The sequence below is a fragment of the Nocardia sp. NPDC046473 genome (genome assembly GCF_040645995.1).
GTDB lineage: Bacteria > Actinomycetota > Actinomycetes > Mycobacteriales > Mycobacteriaceae > Nocardia.
In genome coordinates this window covers 773,778-794,463 of record NZ_JBEYZJ010000003.1, presented here as the reverse complement: position 1 = coordinate 794,463, position 20,686 = coordinate 773,778, and the positions used below count along the sequence as shown (strand labels likewise).

Sequence of the window (20,686 nt, the reverse complement as noted above, 5' to 3'; positions counted from 1 at the left end):
GTCACTCGTCGCCGAGGCGTAGGTGGCTGCCGTAGCTGATGGTTCGTGCCGCGGCATTGAATAGTCAAGCAGGAGAAACAGTTTCAGGCCCAAGGCCGAGTGTTGTGCTGACGAAGTGGACGAACAGCGGAATCAGGTCGGGGACGCGGGCGGGGCCGTCGGACACGATGACTCGACGGGTCCGCTCGCCGATCGCGTCGGGGATCAGGGCGATCAGTTCGTCGGAAACCGTCGGCAGCGTCGGATCCGCCTGGCGCGCTTGGTCATAGAAGAGGCGGTACAGCGCGGCGAAGCGGTCCACGGCCAGATCGCGGTAGTCGACGGCGGCCTGATTGACCTTGAACGATTCGACGAGCACCAGGCGGGCGAAATCCGGTTCAGTGGCGACGGTTTCGCAGAAGGTGACGACGATCGATTCGATCCTGGCGTGCACGTCGGCCGTCGGCGGGAGCTGGGCCAGCTCCTCGGCGATCCGGGCGGCAACGATATCGACGCCGGTGTGCACTGCCTCGACGAAGCATTCTTCCTTGTTCGCGAAGTGTTCGTAAAAGGTGCTGCGCGAAACCCGTGCTCGGGCAACGATATCGGTGAGCGTCGTGCCGGAATATCCCTTGCTGTCGACGCATTCGACCATCGCCTCGATGAGTCGCCCACGCTGCGAGACCAGGACGGCATCGCGCGCCGCCCGGTGCCGGTCGGCGAAGGTGTTCTGCGGCGTGGGTGTCGAGTCGGTCGCCTGTTGTCGGCGCATGGGTGCCCTCCCGGTTCGGCGAACATGAACATTCGTAACCCAGCATTATGCGACTGTGCGCCAGTGGGTTCCGCGCCGGTGCGCGACGAAGGCCGTTTCGGGACGGGCGGTGAAGCGTCTCGGACGCGGCACGGTGTCCGCCGTCAATGCGAACGCGGCACGGGCGCAGCCTGATTCGGCGCCGCCCGGCCGCGTACGTTGGGTGAGGATCAGTCCTTGGGCTCGATGTACTTGGGGTACACCGGTTCCGGTGCGGGCAGCACCACGCCCGGCACGATCGGCGTCGCGATATCGGCGAACGTGCGATCCTGCTGGCCGAGCTGATCGAGGATCTTGCTCGCCGAAGCGGGCACCACCGGCTGCACCAGGATCGCGACGATCCGCAGCACCTCGAGCGTCACGTACAGCACCGTCGCCTCGCGGGCCAGATCCTCGGGCGTGCCGGACTTGGCCAGCGCCCACGGGGCCTGCGCGGAGAAGTACTTGTTCGTCTCGCCCAGGGTCAGCCAGATCGCTTCCAGCGCGAGATGCATTTGCTGCGCGTCATATTCGGCGCGGCAGCGGTCGAGCAGCCCGTTCGTCAGATCCAGCAGTGTGCGGTCGGCGTCGGTGAATTCGCCCGGCGTCGGCACCACGCCGCCGCAGTCGCGCGCGACCAGCTTGGTGCTGCGCTGCACCAGGTTGCCGAATTCGTTGGCCAGGTCGGAGTTGATCCGGCCGACGATCGCGTCGTGGCTGTAGCTGCCGTCCTGCCCGTAGGAGATCTCGCGCAGCAGGAAGAAGCGCACCGCGTCCACGCCGTAGGTCTCGACCAGTTCCAGCGGGTCGACCACATTGCCGACCGACTTGGACATCTTCTCGCCCTTGTTGTACAGGAACCCGTGCACGAAAACGCGTTTCGGCACCTCGACGCCCACCGACAGCAGGAACGCCGGCCAGTACACGGTATGGAACCTGGTGATGTCCTTGCCGATGATGTGCACGTCGGCGGGCCAGAACTTCTGGAACGCAGCGGATTCCGTGTTCGGGAAGCCGACGCCGGTGATGTAGTTGGTGAGCGCGTCCACCCACACGTACATCACGTGATCGGGATGGCCGGGCACCGGCACGCCCCAGTCGAAGGTGGTGCGGGAGATGGACAGGTCCTTCAGACCGGCCTTGACGTAGCTGACGATCTCATTGCGACGCGTTGCGGGCGCGATGAATTCGGGATGCTCCTCGTAGAGCGCGAGCAGCCGGTCCTGATAGGCGGAGAGCCGGAAGAAGAAGTTCGACTCCTCGGTCCAGGTGACGGGCGTCTTCGACTCGGTGGAGATCCGGGTGCCGTCGTCGAGCACCGTGGTCTCTTCCTCGGTGTAGAAGGCCTCGTCGCGCACCGAGTACCAGCCCGAGTAGTTGCCGAGGTAGATGTCGCCGTTGGCGAGCATCCGCTCCCACAGCGCGACGCTGGACGCCAGGTGGTCCTCGTCGGTGGTCCGGATGAACCGGTCGTAGGAGATGTCCAGGGTCTTGTCCAGCGCCTCGAACACGTCGGAGTTGCGGCTCGCGAGCTCCTCCACCGGGACGCCCGCGGCGACCGCCGCCTGCTGCATCTTCTGACCGTGCTCGTCGGTGCCGGTCATGAAGAAGACGTCGTATCCATCGAGCCGCTTGAAGCGGGCGATGGCGTCGGCCGAGATGTACTCGTACGCATGGCCGATGTGCGGCGCACCGTTCGGGTAGGCGATGGCCGTGGTGATATAGAAGGCGGGGCGGTCAGCTTCGCTCATGGTGTGTCTACTGTAATGGCCGTGGTTTCCTACGCTCACGCGAATATCCGCCTGGCTGATTCGCTGGTCGCCGCGGCTCTGCCGACCGGTGCCGATTCCGCTGTGACGGGCGGTTTTCGATGAGTAGCAAGCGTCCCGCCCCGGACTTGCCCGAGCCGCTGTCCCCGATCATCGACGCGCACACCCACCTCGACGCGTGTGGTGCCACCGACGCGGCCTCCACCGCCGTGATCGTGGACCGCGCCGCCTCCGTCGGCGTCGGCCAGGTCGTCACGGTGGCCGACGACCTCGCCGCCGCGCAGTGGGCCGTGCAGGCCGCCAACTGGGACCCACGCGTCTACGCCGCGGTCGCGCTGCACCCCACCCGCGCGAACGCGCTCGACGACGCCGCGAAGACCGAACTCGAACGCCTGGCCGCCGACCCTCGCGTGGTCGCGATCGGCGAGACCGGCCTCGACTACTACTGGCCGGGCAAGCTCGACGGCTGCGCCGACATCGAGACCCAGATCGAGGGCTTCCGCTGGCACATCGACCTGGCGAAACGGCTGCGCAAACCGTTGATGATCCACAATCGCGAGGCCGACCACGATTTGCTGACGGTGCTGCTGGACGAGGGCGCCCCGGCCACCGTGATCTTCCATTGCTTCTCTTCGGATACCAACATGGCGCTGGCCTGCGTGGCCGAGGGGTATGTGCTGAGTTTCTCCGGCACGGTGAGTTTCAAGAATGCGCACGAACTGCGCGAAGCCGCCAAAGTTGTGCCCGACGAGCTGATTCTGGTCGAAACGGACGCACCGTATTTAACGCCGCATCCATTCCGTGGTGCTCCCAACGAACCATATTGCTTGCCGTACACCGTGCGCGCGCTGGCGGAACTACGCGAAACGGACCCGGCCGAATTGGCAAAGATCACCACGGCGAACGCGCGCCGCGTCTACGGAATCTGACCAATCCGCTATTTTCCGGCAATTGGAATACCCGCAAGGGGGCTGGATATACGTGGTGTGTCCTAGGTCACAACGATGGGTATATTTCGTGATCAACCTGCGGTAGCGATATCTGTTCGTGATATTGAAAGACCCAGCTGAAGCAAGTGAAGGTTGTCTACCCCCGAACCCCTCGTTATCGTACTGTGACCATGGCCCATCCGTCACCCGCCCGCCGCCCCGCACGGGATCGCTCCGCGATGCTGTGGCCGGTCACGCGAATCAACCAGTCTCGCTCGCCGCTGCTGTACGCAGCGGTCGGTGCGCTGTTGATGACGCTGATCGTCGGCGCCGGGCTGGCCATCGTGAACCGCAAGACGGTGACGGTCGTCGTCGACGGTGAGAAGCGCGTCGAGACGACGATGTCGCTCAACGTCCGTGGTGTGCTGCGGGCCGCCGGGTTCGCCGTGACCGAGCGCGACCGGGTGGCTCCCGGGCTCGCCGCGAAGATCGGCGACGGCGCCACCATCACACTCAACCGAGCGCGTGAGGTCAAGCTCATGGTCGACGGTCAGGCGCGCACTGTGTGGACCACCGGGCTGACCGCGGGCGAGGCGCTCGAGCAGCTGAGCCTGCCCAAAGAGGTGTACGTGTCGCCCGCGCGCAACGAGAAGCTGCCGCTGGAAGGCGCCGCGCTGAACGTCGCGACGCCGCGATCGGTCTCGCTGCTCGACGGCATCGGTGCGCCGGTCGACGTCCGGCTGGCCGCGCCGACGGTCGGCGAATTCCTTGCGGTGGCGGGCGTTCCGCTGATCGAGCAGGACACCGTCGAGCCCGCCGCGTCCACCCCGCTGACCGACGGCACGCGAATCACGGTGACCCGCAAGCGGATCGAGAACCGGACCGAGACGCTGCCGCTCGACCCGCCGGAGAACGTGATCGAAGACCCGACCATGAACATGAGCCGTTCGGTGGTGGAAACCCAGGGTGCGCCCGGCGTCCAGGACGTCACCTTCGCGGTCACCATGGTCAACGGCACCGAGGTGGACCGCAAGCCGATCGGCTCCACCGTGACGATCACCGCGCAGCCGAAGACCATCCGCAAGGGTGCCAAGCCGGGCACCGAGGTGCCGCCGGTGCGCGACGGCTCCACCTGGGACGCGCTGGCCCGCTGCGAATCCACCGGCAACTGGAACATCAACAACGGCAACGGTTATTACGGCGGCATCCAGTTCGACCAGGGCACCTGGGAACGTCAGGGCGGCCTGAAGTACGCACCCCGCGCCGACCTGGCCACTCGCGAAGAGCAGATCGCCATCGCCGAGATCACCCGCGCCCGTCAGGGGTGGGGCGCCTGGCCCGCCTGCACCAGCCGCCTCGGCATCGCTGACTGACCCCCGCCGCACGTTGCTGCGGGGTGAGTGCCATTACGGTCGGCACCCTTGGTGTTGCCTTGGATTCGCTAGGCGGTCACGCTGAGCTGGCAGTATCTCGTTGATCTGTACACTCGTCCAGGTTTGTGACGATGTGGGTCGGGTCAGTGAGGTGTGGTCTATGCGGGTTGTTCAGGTGTGCAGGCGAGCGGTGGCGGTGGCCACGTTGTCGGCCAGTGCGGCGTTGTTCGTGAATGTCGCTCCGGCGCAGGCGGAAACTCCTGGGTCGCTGATCTCCGTCGAGGCGCAGCCGGACGGCTGGCACGGGGTATCGGGCGGCTCGGTGCTCGAGTACTGGATGCGCGGCTCGGACGGGACGCCGCGACAGGCCAGCGGCGCGCTGTTCGTTCCGCAGGGCACGCCGCCCGCGACCGGCTGGCCGGTCATCGCCTACGACCACGGCACCAGCGGTCTCGGCGCGGGCTGTGGCGGGCAGTCCGATCCGGCGGGCCATCCGTATCAGCAGATTCGGTCCAAAGAGGATCAGCTGATCCAGCGCATGCTCGATCAGGGCTTCGCCGTAGTCGCGCCCGACTACCTCGGACTCGGCCGCTTCGACACGGGCCCGCACCCCTACCTGGAGGTCGCCAGCGAGGCGACGGCCACCATCGACCTGCTGCGCGCCGCCCGCACCACCCACTCCGAGCTGTCGCGCACCTGGGCGGTCCTCGGCGTTTCGCAGGGTGGCCAAGCCGCGCTCGGCACCGGCCACCTACAGGCCACCTACGCGCCCGACCTGGACTTCCGTGGCACCATCGCGATCGACCCCGAATCGGACGTGGAGAAGGTATTGCCGCTGGCCGGGCCGGTTATCCCCACCGTCCCCGGCACCGACGGCGCGATGAGCTTCTTCGTCAGCATCCTGGCCGGCCTGCGTGCGGCCCGCCCTGACGTGCACGTCGACGACTACCTCACGCCGCAGGGCCGCGCTGTCCTCGACAGCGTCGGCACCCTGTGCCTGGACGGCATCACCGACCGCGTGCGCGGCCTCGGCGTCGGCGACCTGCTCGCCAGACCGCTCGCCGAGGAGCCCATCCGCTCCGCCCTCGACCAGTACCTCACGGTGCCGACCTCCGGCTACAACGCCCCGATCCTGTTGCTGCTCAACGTGACCGACACCACCGTCCCCTCTCCACTACACGCCGCCCTCGCCGCGCAGTTCGCCGCCAACGGCGTCGACTTCCAAACCGTCACCGGCACCGGCAAACACACCCAGCTCAACCCCGCCATGCAAGCAGCCATCGACACGTTCCTCAACCGCATCAAGACCACCCCGTCTCAGCCATAGCCCGCCGACGCCGAGCACAACTTCACCCGCCGCGCATTGCTAAGCGTGCCGCGCACGCAATTGCCAGCTGGTCCCCGCGCGGCCGACAAAAACATGCCCGGCGAACTACGACCGCGCGGCTTGGCGCGCCGCGCAATGTTTGGCGTGCGGCGCATGCGATTGCCGGCTGGTTCGTACGCAGCGGGCGAAGAGGTGCGCAGTGGGCGAAGCCGTGCGCGCGGGTTGATAGGTTCTTGAGGTGTCCGAACCTGAAGTTGCTGCTCGTGGGAGTGCTGCGTTGCTCGGGCCCGCCGAAGTGCGGGTGCTGGCCGAGCGGCTCGGCGTGCGACCGACCAAGCAGCTCGGGCAGAACTTCGTGCACGACGGGAACACGGTGCGGCGGATCGTTGCGGCGGCGGGGGTCGGGCGCGAAGATGTGGTGCTCGAGGTCGGGCCGGGGCTGGGTTCGCTGACGCTGGCACTGCTCGACGTGGTCGATTCGGTGGTCGCCGTCGAGATCGATCCGGTGCTCGCCCGGCACCTTCCGGTGACCGTCGCGGATCGTGCGCCGGAGCTGGCCGACCGGCTGACGGTGGTCGAGGCGGACGCGCTGCGAGTCGCCGCCGCGGACCTGCCGGTCGCACCGACCGCGCTGGTCGCGAACCTGCCGTACAACGTGGCGGTACCGGTGCTGCTCCACCTGCTCGCCGAATTGCCGAGCATCGCAGTCTCTTTGGTGATGGTGCAGGCGGAGGTCGCCGACCGCCTCGCCGCCGCCCCCGGCAGCCGCACCTACGGCGTCCCCAGTGTGAAGGCCGGTTTCTTCGGCACCGTCCGCCGCGCGGGCGCCGTCGGCACCCAGGTCTTCTGGCCGGTCCCGCGCGTCGAATCCGGCCTGGTCCGGGTCGACCGCTACCTCGAACCGCCCTGGCCGATCGACGACGACCATCGCCGCCGCGTCTGGGAGGTTGTCGACGCCGCCTTCGCTCAGCGCCGCAAAACCCTGCGCGCCGCCCTCGCCGGCTGGGCCGGTTCTCCCGCCGAAGCCGAACGCCGCCTGCTCGCCGCCGACATCGCGCCCACCGCTCGCGGCGAAACCCTCGACACCGCAGCCTTCGTCCGCCTCGCCGCCCAGGGCTGACCACACCGCGCGTGCGAATGCCGGACAATCGGTCCGCGTGCGGCCGAGGTCGGGCCATCGGCCCGTTAGGCTGGCGCGGTGCCTGGGATCGTTGCGAAAGAAGTGCAGGTTCGTCGACTCGGTGTAACAGATCTGGCGGCCTGTCTGGATCTCGCGGCGGATCGTTCGTGGCCGCGGGAAGAAGCCAAGTGGCGGCTGCTGCTGGAACTCGGCGGCGGCTACGGGATCGATGACCCAGATGGGGGTTTGGCGGGAACGGTCTTCCTGACCGAGGTGACACCGGGGATCGGCGCGGTGGGCATGCTGCTGGTGGCCAGCCGATATGGCGGCCGTGGCCTGGGCTATCGCTTGATGAACGAGGCGCTGAGCGCTGCGGATTGCGCAACTGTGTTCTTGTATGCGACCGAGGCGGGTCTGCCGCTGTATCGGAAGCTGGGATTTCGGATCGTGGATGAAATCGCCAAGCACACTGGAGTTTTCAAACCGGCATCCGCACCGGCACCAGGCGTCCGACTCGGCAATACCGAGGACTTGCCGACGCTGGCCAGGCTTGATCGGCAGGCGTTCGGTGCCGACCGGACCGTGCTGCTGCGGCGCTTGCTCCCCATGGCCGAACGGGTGGCGATCGCGGATGAGGGTTATGCGGTTGCTTGGCGCAATCTCGGCACTGTGCATGTCGGGCCATTGGTCGCGAATTCGACGAGTACCGCGAGTGCATTGCTTGATGCCGCTCTCCCAGAAGAGAATTCGACGACGCGCGTTGATGTGTGCGCTAACGCGGGCGCCGAGCTCAGCAGCTGGTTGGCCAAGCGTGGCCTGACCGCCCATCCGTCGTCCCCGCTCATGGTGCGCGGCGCGGATCTGCCCGGAAATCGCGCGATGCTGCTGGCGCCTTTCACGCAGGCGCTCGGCTGATCGTCCAATACTTGTTGCAGCACAAGGGCTTTCATTGAATAGAGGTCACGCTGGTGTTCAGCCGAATGAGCGCAGACGCAGGCTGTTGGTGACGACGAAGGTGCTGGAGAGGGCCATCGCGGCACCGGCGAGCATGGGGTGGCGGAAGCGTCCGTACGTTGGATCGCCAAGCTGAACGAGCGCTTCATCCCGGGCATTCCGGCCTGCCCGAAGATCAGCGCATACAGCGACCAGCTGAACGCGGCCGGGGTGCCGACCGACACCAGCGTGTGTCGAGGTGGCGTGCCGGGCATTCGTCCACGCCGCACGATGGAACCCGGCGCTACCCAATACCACCACCGGTGTGGTGAGCGCGAGCGAAACCCATTGCCAGTTATCGAATTGCGGCGGAGGCGCCATCGCCGAGACGAGCACCGGCAGGGCAAGCACCAGACTGATCAGCAGTCTGCGACGCTGTGAACCAAAGGTGGCGTACTGGACGGTTTGTGTTGCGGCCGAACTGAATACGTGCGCCGCGTACCCCGCATCGACAACGTGTTCTACCAGTGAATCTGGCGAGACAGATTGTGGATAACGTACCTTTGCCTTTTCTGTGGCGGAGTTCACCGTCGCCGTGACGCTATCGATTCGGTTGAGCCGCTTCTCGATCCGCGCGGCACAGGAAGCGCAGGTCATCCCGCCGATCTCCAGCTCGATCGAGCGCAGGTCGGCGGGGGCGGACATCAGTGCCCGCCACCCTTACGCAGTGCGCCGCCGGATGTGGATGGGCCTGTGGATGATTCGACCGTAGGTGTTTCCATGGTGAACTCGGCGGTGTGTACCGCGCCGCCGTGCGAGAAGTCTAGATACAGCCGATAGTCGCCCGCACTCGGGGCCTGTGCATGGAACGCGACCTCGGGTCCGGCGGGGGTGCGGCCGACTTCACCCTCCGGATGCACGTGCAGATAGGCGAGGTCGTTCGCGCGCAACGCGCCGAGATGCGCGTAGGCGCCGAGATACGGTTCGAGATCGGTGACCGGTGTGCCGTCGCGGGTGATCGTGAACTGCAGCTCGCTGCCCGCGGTACTGAGCCCGCCGGTCGCGGTGACCTGGTAACCGTCCACTGTCGCGGTTCGCGTAGGCGGCGGAAGCGGTTGCGGCGTAACTGTTCCCGCCACGGTGACGGTCCGGCTGAGCACCAGTCCGGTGCCGTCGGCATCCGGCACGAAGTCGGTGAATACGCGATAGGTACCCGGCTGCGCCCAGGTCCAATCGATCGACCAGGTGCCCGCCGCGTCCATGGTCGGATGCACGTGCCGGTATCGCGTGGCATCGGACCGGACGACGATCAGGTGCAGCTTCTTGTCGTGCTGGGTGCGGAACCGGACGACCGGCGCGCCGTCCGGCCCGGCGATCCGAAAGCGCAGGGCACCGGCCTGATTCGGCTCCCTCGGCGCGGCGAGGTCGGCGAGGGTGTAGCCGGATCGACTCTCCGACAGTCCCGTGTCCGACCCGGCCGGGTGCGCCATGTCGTTCGGTGCGGGCTCGGCCGGATCGCCCACCAGGGCGCCGATGCCGAGCGCGATACCGAACAACACGACCAGCGCACCGCCGAAGGCGACGAACTTCAGCCGGTCCTGCATCAGACCGTGACCTCGTAGCCTGCCTCGTCCACGGCGGCGACGATGTCGGCGTCGGCGATCGGCGCCGCGCTGGCCACGGTGACCGCGCCGCTGGCCAGATCGACGTCGACACTGGTGACACCGTCGATCTTGCCGATCTCCGTCTTGACGGAGCTCACGCAGTGCCCGCAGGTCATCCCCGTGACGGTGTAGGTGGAACTGGGCATCTCCGACTCCTTCGCTCATTCTCCATCATACGGGCCGGGGGTACCCCGACCCGACTGAACATACCCCCAGTGGGTATCACGCGCAAGTGGTCGATCGCCGCTCATCGCGCGCGCAACGACCGTACTGCCAGCGTCGCCGCGGCGACGAAAACCGCTCCTAGCGCGGTGATCACGATCTGCGGCTGGTCGCGCGTCGCGTCACCCGCCGTGAGGTAGATCCCGACGTTGATCAACCAGTGCCCGACCGCCGCGACCAGCACTCGCTGCCAGCAGCTGCCGGTACCGAGCGCGCCCAGCAGCGTCGCGAACGCCATCGCCGAGACGAAGAACGACACCGCGACCACCGGGCCCGCGCCGTACGCCTGCACATGCCACAACGCCCACACCGCGCCGGTTACCGCGATCGCCGCGAACCGGCGCATTCGTGTTTCGAGCAGCGGTTGCAGGAAGCCGCGCCACCCGATCTCCTCGCCGGTCGCACCGATGAACTGGACTACGACGAACGCCACGAAGGGCACCCCGCCGACGGCAACCGGTCCGACCAGATCGGGCCCCGCCAATGCCGTTGCCCCGGCTATCAATAGTCCGAGCAACAAGCACGCCGCCACGATGTAGCCCAGATTGTCGCGAACCTGCCGGGTGGATACCGGTGCGGGAAACAGTGGGCCGAGAACTGTGCGGCCGACGAGCCAGGTAGTCAGCGCGCCTAGCGCCGGGGCGAACTGGACCAGCGACAATGCCGCCGGATCGATGCCCGAAACCGGTTGCAGCGCAAGCATTGCGACCGAGCCGAGCAGCGTGGTCAGGACGAAGGTCCCGATGAAGGTCCAGAAGATTCGGCCGCTCGGCGCCGAGGTCGACTGCTCGGTCCGCACTGCGTCGACGGCCGGACCGGTGGGAATTTCAGGCTGAGCTATCACCGGAAAATCGTCACACTGCGCATGTGCTGTGCGGCTCACTCGTCAGAGCCATTTATCCTGCGGCGCTGTCATCCTTGCGGTGTCGTCCGCCCCCAGCCATACATGGCCAATTCGGCAACCTTCGCCAATTCCGCTCGGCTCGCGCCATCTCGGGCGGCGTGTGACATCCCTTGCAGCACCGTGCCTATGTAGCGAGCCAATGTTGGTGCGTCGTCCGCGGTGACCAGGACGCCCGCGTCGATGTCGGCCTGAATCCGTTCGGTGAACAGCCCGAGATTCCGACTGCGCATCTCGCGCAGCAGGTCGGCGATCTCACCGCTGTTGGTGTTGAGGCCCGCGCTGATCACCAGGCAGCCGCGCGGGCAATCGGACCGGGTGTATTCCGCCGCCGCTTCGCGCAAGGTGCGCCGTACCGCCGCCTCGGCGGTCGGTTCCTCGGTGAACGCGCGCTCGATGAAATTGCCGTACTGCGCACCGAAGCTCTGCACCGCCGCCTTGAACAGCGTCGCCTTGTCGCCGAATGCCGCGTAGAGGCTGGGGGCGCCGATGCCCATCGCGGTGGTCAGGTCGCCGATCGAGGTGGCCTCGTAACCGCGTGCCCAGAACAGCCGCATCGCCTTGTTCAGCGCCGCGTCCCGGTCGAACGAACGCGGCCTGCCTCGGGTCGTGGTGTTCATGAAAATCATTCTATAGCGATCGCTAGAGAATGTGTTAGTGTCCCAGTTCTGTAGTGATCGCTAGAGAAAGGGGCCCACGATGGGCGCACTGACAGGCAAGACCGCGCTGGTAACGGGAGCGAGCCGGGGCATCGGCCGCGGCATCGCCGAACGGCTCGGCCGCGACGGGGCGCGGGTCGCGGTGCACTTCAACGGGAACGAGCAGGCGGCCAAGGAGGTCGTCGCCGCGATCGAGGCCGAGGGCGGTTCGGCCTTCGCGATCGGCGCCGAACTCGGTGTACCCGGCGACGCCGCGGCGCTGTGGTCCGCCTTCGACGCGCACGCCGACGGCGTGGACATCCTGGTCAACAACGCGGGCACCGACGGCATCCGCGAACCGATCGAAGGCACCGACGAGGCGGCCTACGACCAAGTCTTCGCGGTCAACGCCAAGGCGCCGTTCTTCATCACCAAGCTCGGCCTGGATCGGATGCGCGACGGCGGCCGCATCGTCAATCTCTCCACCGGCCTCACCCATGGCGCGCGCATGCCGGAGCTGATCGCCTACACGATGACCAAGGGTGCGATCGATGCCTTCAGCAGCGTGCTGGCCAAGCAGGTCGGCGTGCGTGGCATCACCGTGAACGCGGTGGCCCCCGGCATCATCGACACCGACATGAACGCCGGGTTCCTGAACAATGCCGAGACGGTGGCGGCAGTCGCGGCGATGTCTCCGCTGAAGAAGCTCGGCCAATCCGCCGACGTGGCCGATATCGTCGGATTTCTCGCCTCCGACGACGCGCGCTGGGTTACCGGACAGTGGATCGATGCCACCGGCGGGGGGCTGCTGTAACCGAATGATTCACAGCGGGTGAAAGGCCGATATCGACCCGCGCGACCGTCGGAGGCACCCGTTAGGCTTGGGCACCGTGCTGTCAGTTGTCCCGAGCCCCATCACCGTGCGCGCGCCGTCGAAGGTGAACCTCCACCTCGGAGTCGGTGACCTGCGTGCCGATGGGTTTCACGACCTGACAACGGTGTTCCAGGCGCTGTCGCTGAGCGACGACGTGGAGATCGCCCCGGCGAGCTCGCTGGCCGTGCGCGTCTCCGGCGAGGGCGCCGCCGACGTGCCGACCGACCGCACCAACCTGGTCTGGCAGGCGGCGGTCCGGCTCGCCCATCTGGCGGGCCGGGCCCCGCTGGTGGAATTCGCTATCGCCAAGGGCATTCCGGTGGCGGGCGGGATGGCGGGCGGCAGCGCGGACGGCGCCGCCGCGCTGGTCGGTCTCAATGAGCTATGGGATCTCGGGCTCACCCGCGACGAACTCGCCGCCGTGGCCGCCGAGCTCGGCAGCGACGTGCCGTTCGCACTGCACGGCGGCACGGCGCTCGGCACCGGACGTGGCGAACGATTGCTTCCGGTGTTGTCCCGCAACAGCTTTCACTGGGTACTCGCGCTGGCCAAGGGCGGGTTGTCCACCCCGGCGGTCTTCGCGGAACTCGATCGGTTGCGCGAGAACGGTTCTCCGCCACGGCTAGGCGAACCGCAACAGCTGATGCAGGCGTTGGCCTTCGGTGACCCGAAACAGCTTGCGCCGCTGCTGGGTAACGATCTGCAAGCGGCCGCGCTGTCGCTGAAACCGGAACTGCGCCGTACGTTGCGCGCCGGCGTCAACGCGGGCGCGCTCGCGGGCTTGGTCTCCGGCTCCGGCCCCACCTGCGCATTCCTTTGTGAGAGTGAGGAATCCGCAGTATCGGTAGCAGCCGAACTGGCCGGCGCGGGCGTCTGCCGCAGCATCCGCACCGCAAGCGGCCCCGTCCCCGGCGCCCGCGTCCTCACCAGCGAGCCCCCCGTCAAACGCTGACCCCGTGCCGACCGAAGGGCGCCTTCGGTCGGTTGGTTGAGTTCAGGCGATGACGTCGGCCAGGCGGTCGACCTGGTCGGGGTCGGCGCCGTAGCAGTAGAGCATGACTTCGTCGGCGCCGAGGTCGTCGAATTGCTTTATGGCGGAACGGATTGCGTCGGGGGTGGTGAGCATGCCGTCGAGCATGTAATCGGCGCGGCCGCTGAATTCGTAGTAGCCACCCATCGAGGCGCGGGCCTCGTCGATCAGGTGCTGGTCGCCGAGCGCGACGTTGACCTGGGCGACGATGCGCGGGGCACCGGCGCGGCCGTGGTCGGTCCAGGACTTGCGCACGGTGTCGAACAAACGGCCTGCCCAGGCGGCCGGGGCGGCGGCGAGAAAGCCACCGCCCCAACGGCCTACGCGTTCGAGTGCGGCGGGCTGGAAGCCGCCGAACAGGATCTCGGGGCCTTCGGGAAGCAGGGGCGTCGGGCCGATCGGACCGCAGTCGGGGCCGTACGGCGCGCCCGACCAGATGCGGCGCATGATCTCCAGCTGTTCATCGAGGCGGCGGCCGCGGGTTTTCAGGTCGGTGCCGGAGGCGAGGTGATCGTCCTCGCGACCGCCGACGCCGAGGCCGAGCACGAAGCGCCCGCCGGACATCCGGTCCAGCGTCGCGGCCTGCTTGGCGAGCAGTGACGGCTCGCGCAGCGGCGCGATGAGCACCTCGGTCTGCAGCTTGATGCGGGAGGTGGCGCCCGCGGCGATGGCGAGGGCGACGAGCGGTTCGGGATTGTCGTAGACGAGCCGGTCGAGCAGGCCGAGGGTGGAGAACGGGCCGGCCTCGGCGCGGCGGGCCCAGTCGAGCAGAACGGTGGGGTCGGAGATGGGCAGACCGAGACCGACGTGCATGGGAGAACCTCCGTGGGAGAAGCGAACTGGATCGTGCCGCCCTCTCGCCTCGTCATCCGAGGTGGGCTCCCAATCTGCGGCTTTGTTCTGGAGAGCGCCTATTTTACTAACTTCGTTCGTGACGAACGTTGTTCGTTGATATCAATCTAGACGAACATCGTTCGTTCCGCAAGAGACGCTTGGCGCGGGGAGGTGGATGAGCGGGTTCGGGGAGCTCAGTACGCTGGCTCAGGGCACGCAACTCGCCCGCCGCTGCAAGAACCGGAAGGATTCATGTCCAACCTGATCAACCTCGAGCAGGTCTCCAAGAGCTTTGGGATCACGCCGCTGCTGGACAACGTATCGATGGGCGTCCATGCGGGCGAGCGTATCGGTGTCGTCGGTCTCAACGGCGGCGGTAAAACCACGCTGCTCGAGGTGCTCACCGGGCTGGAGCCGCCGGACAGCGGACGGGTCAGCCGCGTCGGCGGGCTGCGGATCGCGACGGTGACGCAGCGCGGCGTGCTGCCGCCCGGTTCGACCGTCGGCGATGTGGTGCTGGCCGGTCTGGCCGACGACGCGATGACAGACGACGTCGCCGAACACGAATGGGCCGCCAATCCGCGCATCCGTTCGGTGATGGAGGGCATCGGCATCGCCGGGCTCGGCCTGCAGACCTCGATCGACAATCTGTCCGGTGGTGAGCGTCGCCGAGTCGCGCTGGCCGCGGCCCTGGTTCGCGATCTCGATCTGCTGGTGCTCGACGAGCCGACCAACCACCTCGACGTCGAGGGCGTGCAGTGGCTGGCCGAGCATCTGCTGAACCGCCGCAGCTCGCTCGTCGTCGTGACCCACGATCGCTGGTTCCTCGACACCGTCGCCACCAACACCTGGGAGGTCGTCGGCGGCAAGGTCGAAACCTACGAGGGCGGCTACGGCGACTGGATCTTCGCCCGCGCCGAGCGCGCCAGGCAGGCCGACGCCTCCGAGGCGCGACGCGCCAACCTGGCCCGCAAGGAACTGGCCTGGCTGCGCCGCGGCGCGAAGGCGCGTACCTCCAAGCCGCGTTATCGGGTGGAGGCGGCCGAGGCGCTGATCGCCGATGTGCCCGCGCCGCGCGACAGCGTCTCGCTGGCCGCGTTCGCGCGAAAGCGGCTGGGGCGCGTCGTCATCGAGCTCGAGGACACCACCCTCACCACCCCGGACGGCCGAGAGTTGGTGCGCGACTTGACCTGGCGGCTCGCGCCGGGGGAGCGGGTCGGCCTGGTCGGTGTGAACGGCTCCGGCAAGACCACCCTGCTGCGCACGCTGGCCGGCGAGACGGAACCGGCGGTGGGCAAGCGGATTCAAGGCCAGACGGTGCAGATCGGTTGGCTGCGCCAGGAACTCGACGATCTGCCGACCAATATGCGGGTGCTGGAGGCGGTGCAGCAGGTCGCGCAGCGAATCATGCTCGGCGACAAGGAGATCTCGGCGGGTCAGCTCGCCGAACGGCTCGGCTTCACCCCGGCGCGGCAGCGCACCCCGGTCGGCGATCTGTCCGGTGGCGAGCGGCGCAGGCTGCAGCTGACCCGCATCCTGATGGCCGAGCCGAACGTGCTGCTGCTCGACGAGCCGACCAACGACCTGGACATCGACACCCTGCAACAGCTCGAGGACCTGCTCGACAACTGGGCGGGCACTCTGGTCGTCATCAGCCACGACCGCTACCTGATCGAGCGTATCTGCGATTCGACCTGGGCGCTGTTCGGCGACGGCAAGCTCACCAACCTGCCCGGCGGTATCGACGAGTACCTGAAGAAGCGTGCCGCACAGGGCGATACGGTGATTCGCTCGGGCGACACGAAGGCCGCACCGGTCACCGACGCCGCGACCCAGCGGGCCGCGCGCAAGGAACTGTCCAAGCTGGAACGCTCGATCGAGAAGTTCGACGAACGCGAGCGGCAGCTACACGCCGCGCTGGCCGAGGCCGCGACCGACCCGGACAAGCTGGTCAAGCTCGGGGCCGAGCTCAAGCAGGTCGTCGCGGAAAAGGAAGCGGCGGAGGAACGTTGGATGGAGCTGGCGGACGGCTGACCGGTCGGTCAGTGTCCGGCGGCGCGATCGTCTTGAATCGCGACCGGCAGGCAGGTCCGCACGAAGTCGCCACCGAACCCGGTGAGCGCCACGCTGCGGTAGACCACCTTCGTGCCGAAGCCGGAGCGCTTCAACAACTCCCGCACCGGTCCCTGCGCCTCCAGCAGCTGGTACCGGTGCGGGTTGCCGACCGGCTCGCGCGCGTGCTCGACCAGTCCGAGCCTGCGCAGGTTGGTCAGGTACTGCTGGATCCGGTTCGGAAAGCGCAGCCCGGCCTGCTCGCCGACCAGCGTCAGCATCGAGCCGACGCGTTCCGCGCCGAGCGCGCGGGGGCGTCCGGTGCGGATGTCGATCGAGGGCTGTGGGCCGTCCAGGTGCAGGAAGCGCAGGATCCGCGCCTCGTCCGGGGTCAGCTCGGCCAGCATGCCCGCGAACGCCGGATGGTTCTCCTCGTCGCCGTGCGTGCTCGCCGATAAGCGCAGCAGTGCGGCACCTTGCTCGCGCAAGGTGGGAACGGTTTGCGCGGCAGGCTCATTCGGTGCCTCGGTGAAGCCGAGCGCTTGGCGCAGCCGGTCACGCACCTCGGACTCGGCCTCGGCCAACACTTCTCGCGGCGGAACGCCTTGGATGCTGCGGCGCACCACCGTCGAGGTGACGCCGAGCGCGGTGCCGAGACTCCACGCGGTCATCCCGGTCGCCGCGGTCCAGGCCACCCTGGCCACGCCGGTGGCCGCGCGCACGCCCGCGATGGGATAGGGCACCCGCGAAGATGATTCGTCATGTTGGACGACGTCGCGATTCGGCCGCCGCGCGATCTCCGTCGACGGCGCAGCCTCCTCGGGGGAGTGCTCGACGTCCCCGGCATCGTCGCCGGAGTCGGATTTCGCTACAGCCATATGGTCGCCACTCCTGTTCCGAATATCAGAATATGAGCGTATCCGGCGAACAGGCCCAACACGCCGCCATGGAGAAAAAGCAGCCACTCATCTTGCTTGATGGCCGATCGCAGCATGTCGACGAAGTCCGGCGGCTTCAGTGCCGCCATCTGTTTGGCGATGTAGGCGTTGATCTGGCGGCCCTGGCGGACGTTGAACTCCGGGTCGGCGAAGGCGATCGGGGCGATGGCCATGGCCTCGGCGGTGAAGGTGTCCTGCAGCGAGTCGTAATCGCGGCTACCGAGCATGAACTTGACCGCAGGCCTGGCCGGCCCGAGCGCCAGGTCGGCGGCCGGGCGGAGGGTGTCCTCGAGCATCTGGATGGTGCGATCCGAGCGCGGGCCGTTGAGCAGCTCGTCGCCGATATTGGCGACCGTGAGCACCTGGCTGGACACCAATTCCGCGTAGCCGTCGGTGATTTCGGACTGGCGCTTGATCAGCAGCCCCTGCCGCCACGGGCACCACCACTTCGGGTAGGCGGGCGCGAAGATCATGTTGATGCCGACCCAGTTGACCACCCAGCCGATCACCACCCCGCCGATCGGCAGCACGACCAGCGTCGACCACCCGGTGAAATGCAGGATGGCGACCAGCACGACGCCCATCGGCGCGCCGAAGTAGAAACCGAAGTTGATCATGAACCGCAGCTCTTTCGCGCCGAGCACTTGGAACAGCGTGTTGAGCAGTTGCGGCCTGCCCTGGAAGTAGCGAATCACCATCTGCTTCACGTCGAGCAGTTGATCAATATTCGCGCCTAATTCATCGGTCAGCTCGCGCAGAATATCCGGCAGTTGCTGACGAACCCTGGCCTGCACCATGTCTCGAACTTGGCTCGGCAGGTTGTACCAGAGCTGTGGATGTTCGCGCTTGAGAATATCTTCGACGATGGTCTGGATCTGTTCGTCGGCGATGCTCGCGAGATGTTCGGCGAGCTTGTCCGGCTCCAGCTCTCGATAGAAATCGGCGACGCTGCCCAGTTTTGCCAAGCCCTTGTCGACCGCGATGCTCGCCATCTTGTCCGCGCGCGAGGGGACGATGCCCTGCCAGCCGAATCTGCCGTCGTAACTCAGTAGCGGCAGTACCTGAATTCTTTTGGGCAGGAAGGGATACAGCGCGCGAAGTCCTGGTAGTCGGAAGCCATGGAAGGCGATCGGCTGGAACAGCATGAGCACGCCGGTCCAGTTGGTGATGTACCCGATGATTCCCGTGAAAAGTGGGATAGTCAGAAGCTCTAGCAGGATTGTTGGGTGGACACCGAACACACTCTCTAACACGACACCCTCCTGCCGACACACCGGTGACCGCCGCCTCACCGGAACATCAAAGTAGCACCATGTCGGCACCGGGACCTTATTGTGAGGGGAACAGCTGGGTCTACCTCGAGTGCGTGCTGCCACAGTGGCGCACGCCGAGATATCGGTCACAGTGTTTGTGTGCAATGCCGCATCGGCTGAGACCGACGGCGAGAATGACCAGCGACACAGGGGGAAGTAATCTGTGGGGCGGGATTCGTTCACCTGGCGATATCGGAGTATGACGTGGCAGACGACAGGACCGGACAGGACATCGCTCGAGCCGGTTCTCGCGCCGTTGAGCGCAGCTCGGATGTCGAACAGCGGCAGATCAGCAACGAGGCACGGTTGATTCGCGGCGTATTCCGCGCGGCCGGACTCGCGGCGGGCAGTGTGGTGCGCGGCGGTCAGTGGGCGGTCGGCACCACCTTCGAGGTCACCAAGGAGATCACCCAGGCCGCGCTGGACGGTGAATCGTCCGCCGATATCGCCGAGCGAACCGGAAATGCGTTGCGCTCCATAGCCCGTAGCGCGCTCGGCGTCACCGAGGGTTCGGTGCGCGAGATCGTCAGCTACGTGCCGACGCCGAACGGGCCGGGCAACCACAGCGGCGCGCAGCAGCATGCGCTCGCCGTCGGCTCCTACCTTCGTTCGGCGAGCATCGATGAACTCCGCCGTCGCGGCGACGCGCTGCTCGCTCGTTCCGCCGACGTCTATTTCACCGAAGACGTGCACCCCGCCTACGACCGCATCCTCGACGAGCTCGCTCCCGACGAGGCGCGCATCCTGCGCTTCATGGCACAAAACGGCCCGCAGCCCTCGGTCGATGTGCGGACCAACCGGCCGCTGGGCATCGGCTCCGAACTGGTCCAAGGGGATCTGACCTCGGTGCCCGAGCAAGCGGGCGTCCGCTACCCGGATCGGTCGCGCCCCTATTTGATCAACCTCAGTCGGCTCGGACTGACGCTGGTCTCCGACGACCCGGTGGTTCTGAGCCGATACATGGTGCTCGAGGTGCAGCCGGTAGTAGAGGCCGCGCTCAAGAAGGCCGGTCGCGCACCGAAAATCGTGCGCAAGAGTCTGCGTCTGACCGAGTTCGGCGAGGACTTCTGCCGCACCTGCTTCACCATCGCCAACTGACCCGCAGTTGATCTTGGGCGGAATGTCCCCCGATCAGTGATAGCGATCTGATACAAATCTCCCAATTCGTGAAGCCGTTGGCCTTCGGATGGGATTGTTAAGTATGGAGCAGGGAACCGGCGGGCAAGGCCGCGGCGACCCGAATGCGGGTGGCGGGCAGGAGCGGGGTAATCCCCGGATCGATATCGGTCGGCTGGAACGCGGCGACCCGGGGGCGAACGCAGGTGAACAGGAGCGCCGCGAGGGGCGACCTCGTGTCAACGATCGCGGACTCGACGACATCACAGCTATCAGTAGATTGAAGTTCCGCTACCTACGCAGTCTCGACACGAAATCCTGGGATGAGTTCGCGGACACCATGATTCCGGACGCGACCGCCACCTACAGCGAATACCTGCAATTCGAATCGCGCGACGCGTTCCTCGCGTTCATGCGCAATACCCTCGGCCCGCACGTCATCACCGAGCACCGCTGCGACCACCCCGAGATCGACGTCGACGGCGACACCGCGACCGGCACCTGGTACCTCGCCGACACCGTGCTCATCCCCGGCCACAACATGCTGCTGCGCGGCGCGGCCTTCTACTCCGACGAATACGTGCGCTGCGACGACGGCCGCTGGCGAATTTCGCACACCGGTTACGAACGCACCTACGAAGTAGTGCTCTCCCTGAGCGACCTACCCAGCCTGCGCCTGACCTCCAGCCGCTGGGGCCTCATCTCCCGAGAAGACGGTGTCATCTCCGCTGTCGAACGCGACCCGGGCGCACCCCCCGTGCACCGCGAACCAGAAGCAGGCTGACCGAAGGCCCCCTCCAGTCGGCCCCAGCGGGTGCAGGCCCCCTTCGGTCGCCTCAGACCGGTGGCTCGAGTGCAGACTGAAGGCGGCCTTCGGGGGGTGT

Annotated in this window: 20 protein-coding genes; 10 read left to right on the top strand and 10 right to left on the bottom strand. The window is 66.9% G+C overall.

Features of this window, described 5'->3' with window-relative positions:
* Window positions 1-64 precede the first annotated feature (64 nt).
* Window positions 65-751: a TetR/AcrR family transcriptional regulator gene (locus ABZ942_RS13825; RefSeq protein WP_357381626.1), complete on the bottom strand. Its 687-nt coding sequence runs from the start codon at window positions 749-751 to the stop codon at window positions 65-67.
* 209 nt (window positions 752-960) lie between these two features.
* On the bottom strand, window positions 961-2,559 hold the full coding sequence (gene metG, locus ABZ942_RS13820; RefSeq protein WP_357381624.1) for a methionine--tRNA ligase: 1,599 nt from the start codon (window positions 2,557-2,559) through the stop codon (window positions 961-963).
* An 80-nt stretch (window positions 2,560-2,639) separates the two neighbouring features.
* Between metG and ABZ942_RS13815 the strand changes: the two genes are divergently transcribed.
* From ABZ942_RS13815 to ABZ942_RS13795, 5 genes are all read left to right on the top strand, one after another.
* Window positions 2,640-3,467, top strand: coding sequence for a TatD family hydrolase (locus ABZ942_RS13815; protein WP_357381623.1), 828 nt, complete (start codon window positions 2,640-2,642; stop codon window positions 3,465-3,467).
* A gap of 242 nt (window positions 3,468-3,709) precedes the next feature.
* Complete coding sequence (locus tag ABZ942_RS13810; protein WP_357381906.1) at window positions 3,710-4,840, top strand: transglycosylase family protein; 1,131 nt, start codon at window positions 3,710-3,712, stop codon at window positions 4,838-4,840.
* Between the two features lie 160 nt (window positions 4,841-5,000).
* Complete coding sequence (locus ABZ942_RS13805) at window positions 5,001-6,167, top strand: alpha/beta fold hydrolase (RefSeq protein ID WP_357381621.1); 1,167 nt, start codon at window positions 5,001-5,003, stop codon at window positions 6,165-6,167.
* A gap of 238 nt (window positions 6,168-6,405) precedes the next feature.
* Complete coding sequence (gene rsmA / locus ABZ942_RS13800; protein WP_357381619.1) at window positions 6,406-7,287, top strand: 16S rRNA (adenine(1518)-N(6)/adenine(1519)-N(6))-dimethyltransferase RsmA; 882 nt, start codon at window positions 6,406-6,408, stop codon at window positions 7,285-7,287.
* Window positions 7,288-7,365: 78 nt separating this feature from the next.
* Window positions 7,366-8,202, top strand: coding sequence for a GNAT family N-acetyltransferase (locus ABZ942_RS13795; RefSeq protein ID WP_357381617.1), 837 nt, complete (start codon window positions 7,366-7,368; stop codon window positions 8,200-8,202).
* A gap of 57 nt (window positions 8,203-8,259) precedes the next feature.
* Here ABZ942_RS13795 and ABZ942_RS13790 read toward each other — a convergent pair whose 3' ends face one another.
* The 5 genes from ABZ942_RS13790 to ABZ942_RS13770 form a co-directional block, all read right to left on the bottom strand.
* Entirely contained in the window at window positions 8,260-8,925 is a 666-nt protein-coding gene (locus tag ABZ942_RS13790; RefSeq protein WP_357381615.1) for a cation transporter, read from the bottom strand.
* A complete protein-coding gene (locus ABZ942_RS13785) occupies window positions 8,925-9,824 on the bottom strand; it encodes a hypothetical protein (RefSeq protein ID WP_357381613.1) in 900 nt (299 codons plus the stop codon). The genes ABZ942_RS13790 and ABZ942_RS13785 overlap by 1 nt, the downstream gene beginning before the upstream one ends.
* Window positions 9,824-10,030, bottom strand: coding sequence for a copper ion binding protein (locus ABZ942_RS13780; RefSeq protein ID WP_357381611.1), 207 nt, complete (start codon window positions 10,028-10,030; stop codon window positions 9,824-9,826). The genes ABZ942_RS13785 and ABZ942_RS13780 overlap by 1 nt, the downstream gene beginning before the upstream one ends.
* Window positions 10,031-10,131: 101 nt before the next feature.
* A complete protein-coding gene (locus ABZ942_RS13775) occupies window positions 10,132-10,950 on the bottom strand; it encodes a type II CAAX endopeptidase family protein (RefSeq protein ID WP_357381609.1) in 819 nt (272 codons plus the stop codon).
* A 68-nt stretch (window positions 10,951-11,018) separates the two neighbouring features.
* Entirely contained in the window at window positions 11,019-11,627 is a 609-nt protein-coding gene (locus ABZ942_RS13770) for a TetR/AcrR family transcriptional regulator (RefSeq protein ID WP_357381607.1), read from the bottom strand.
* Window positions 11,628-11,706: 79 nt separating this feature from the next.
* Here ABZ942_RS13770 and ABZ942_RS13765 point away from each other — a divergent pair, with 79 nt between their 5' ends.
* Together ABZ942_RS13765 and ABZ942_RS13760 are read left to right on the top strand one after the other, a co-directional pair.
* The gene (locus tag ABZ942_RS13765) at window positions 11,707-12,459 is read left to right on the top strand and encodes an SDR family oxidoreductase (RefSeq protein ID WP_357381606.1); all 753 of its coding nucleotides are present in this window, start codon (window positions 11,707-11,709) and stop codon (window positions 12,457-12,459) included.
* A gap of 76 nt (window positions 12,460-12,535) precedes the next feature.
* Complete coding sequence (locus ABZ942_RS13760) at window positions 12,536-13,471, top strand: 4-(cytidine 5'-diphospho)-2-C-methyl-D-erythritol kinase (RefSeq protein WP_357381604.1); 936 nt, start codon at window positions 12,536-12,538, stop codon at window positions 13,469-13,471.
* A 42-nt stretch (window positions 13,472-13,513) separates the two neighbouring features.
* On the opposite strand, the gene ABZ942_RS13755 is transcribed toward ABZ942_RS13760, so the two are convergent.
* Window positions 13,514-14,362, bottom strand: a complete 849-nt coding sequence (locus ABZ942_RS13755; protein ID WP_357381602.1) for an LLM class flavin-dependent oxidoreductase — start codon at window positions 14,360-14,362, stop codon at window positions 13,514-13,516.
* Window positions 14,363-14,635: 273 nt separating this feature from the next.
* Here ABZ942_RS13755 and ABZ942_RS13750 point away from each other — a divergent pair, with 273 nt between their 5' ends.
* Window positions 14,636-16,417 (top strand): ABC-F family ATP-binding cassette domain-containing protein, encoded by a 1,782-nt coding sequence (locus ABZ942_RS13750; RefSeq protein ID WP_357381600.1) that lies wholly within the window; start codon window positions 14,636-14,638, stop codon window positions 16,415-16,417.
* Between the two features lie 8 nt (window positions 16,418-16,425).
* Here the strand turns inward: ABZ942_RS13750 and ABZ942_RS13745 are convergent, their stop codons facing one another.
* Both ABZ942_RS13745 and ABZ942_RS13740 read right to left on the bottom strand, forming a co-directional pair.
* Window positions 16,426-17,313 (bottom strand): Abi-alpha family protein, encoded by an 888-nt coding sequence (locus ABZ942_RS13745; RefSeq protein WP_357381598.1) that lies wholly within the window; start codon window positions 17,311-17,313, stop codon window positions 16,426-16,428.
* Window positions 17,304-18,626, bottom strand: coding sequence for a hypothetical protein (locus ABZ942_RS13740; protein WP_357381596.1), 1,323 nt, complete (start codon window positions 18,624-18,626; stop codon window positions 17,304-17,306). Before ABZ942_RS13740 ends, ABZ942_RS13745 begins: the two co-directional genes overlap by 10 nt.
* Before the next feature lie 264 nt (window positions 18,627-18,890).
* Between ABZ942_RS13740 and ABZ942_RS13735 the strand changes: the two genes are divergently transcribed.
* Together ABZ942_RS13735 and ABZ942_RS13730 are read left to right on the top strand one after the other, a co-directional pair.
* On the top strand, window positions 18,891-19,784 hold the full coding sequence (locus ABZ942_RS13735) for an Abi-alpha family protein (protein ID WP_357381595.1): 894 nt from the start codon (window positions 18,891-18,893) through the stop codon (window positions 19,782-19,784).
* A 280-nt stretch (window positions 19,785-20,064) separates the two neighbouring features.
* Entirely contained in the window at window positions 20,065-20,586 is a 522-nt protein-coding gene (locus ABZ942_RS13730; protein ID WP_357381904.1) for a nuclear transport factor 2 family protein, read from the top strand.
* Window positions 20,587-20,686 lie beyond the last annotated feature (100 nt).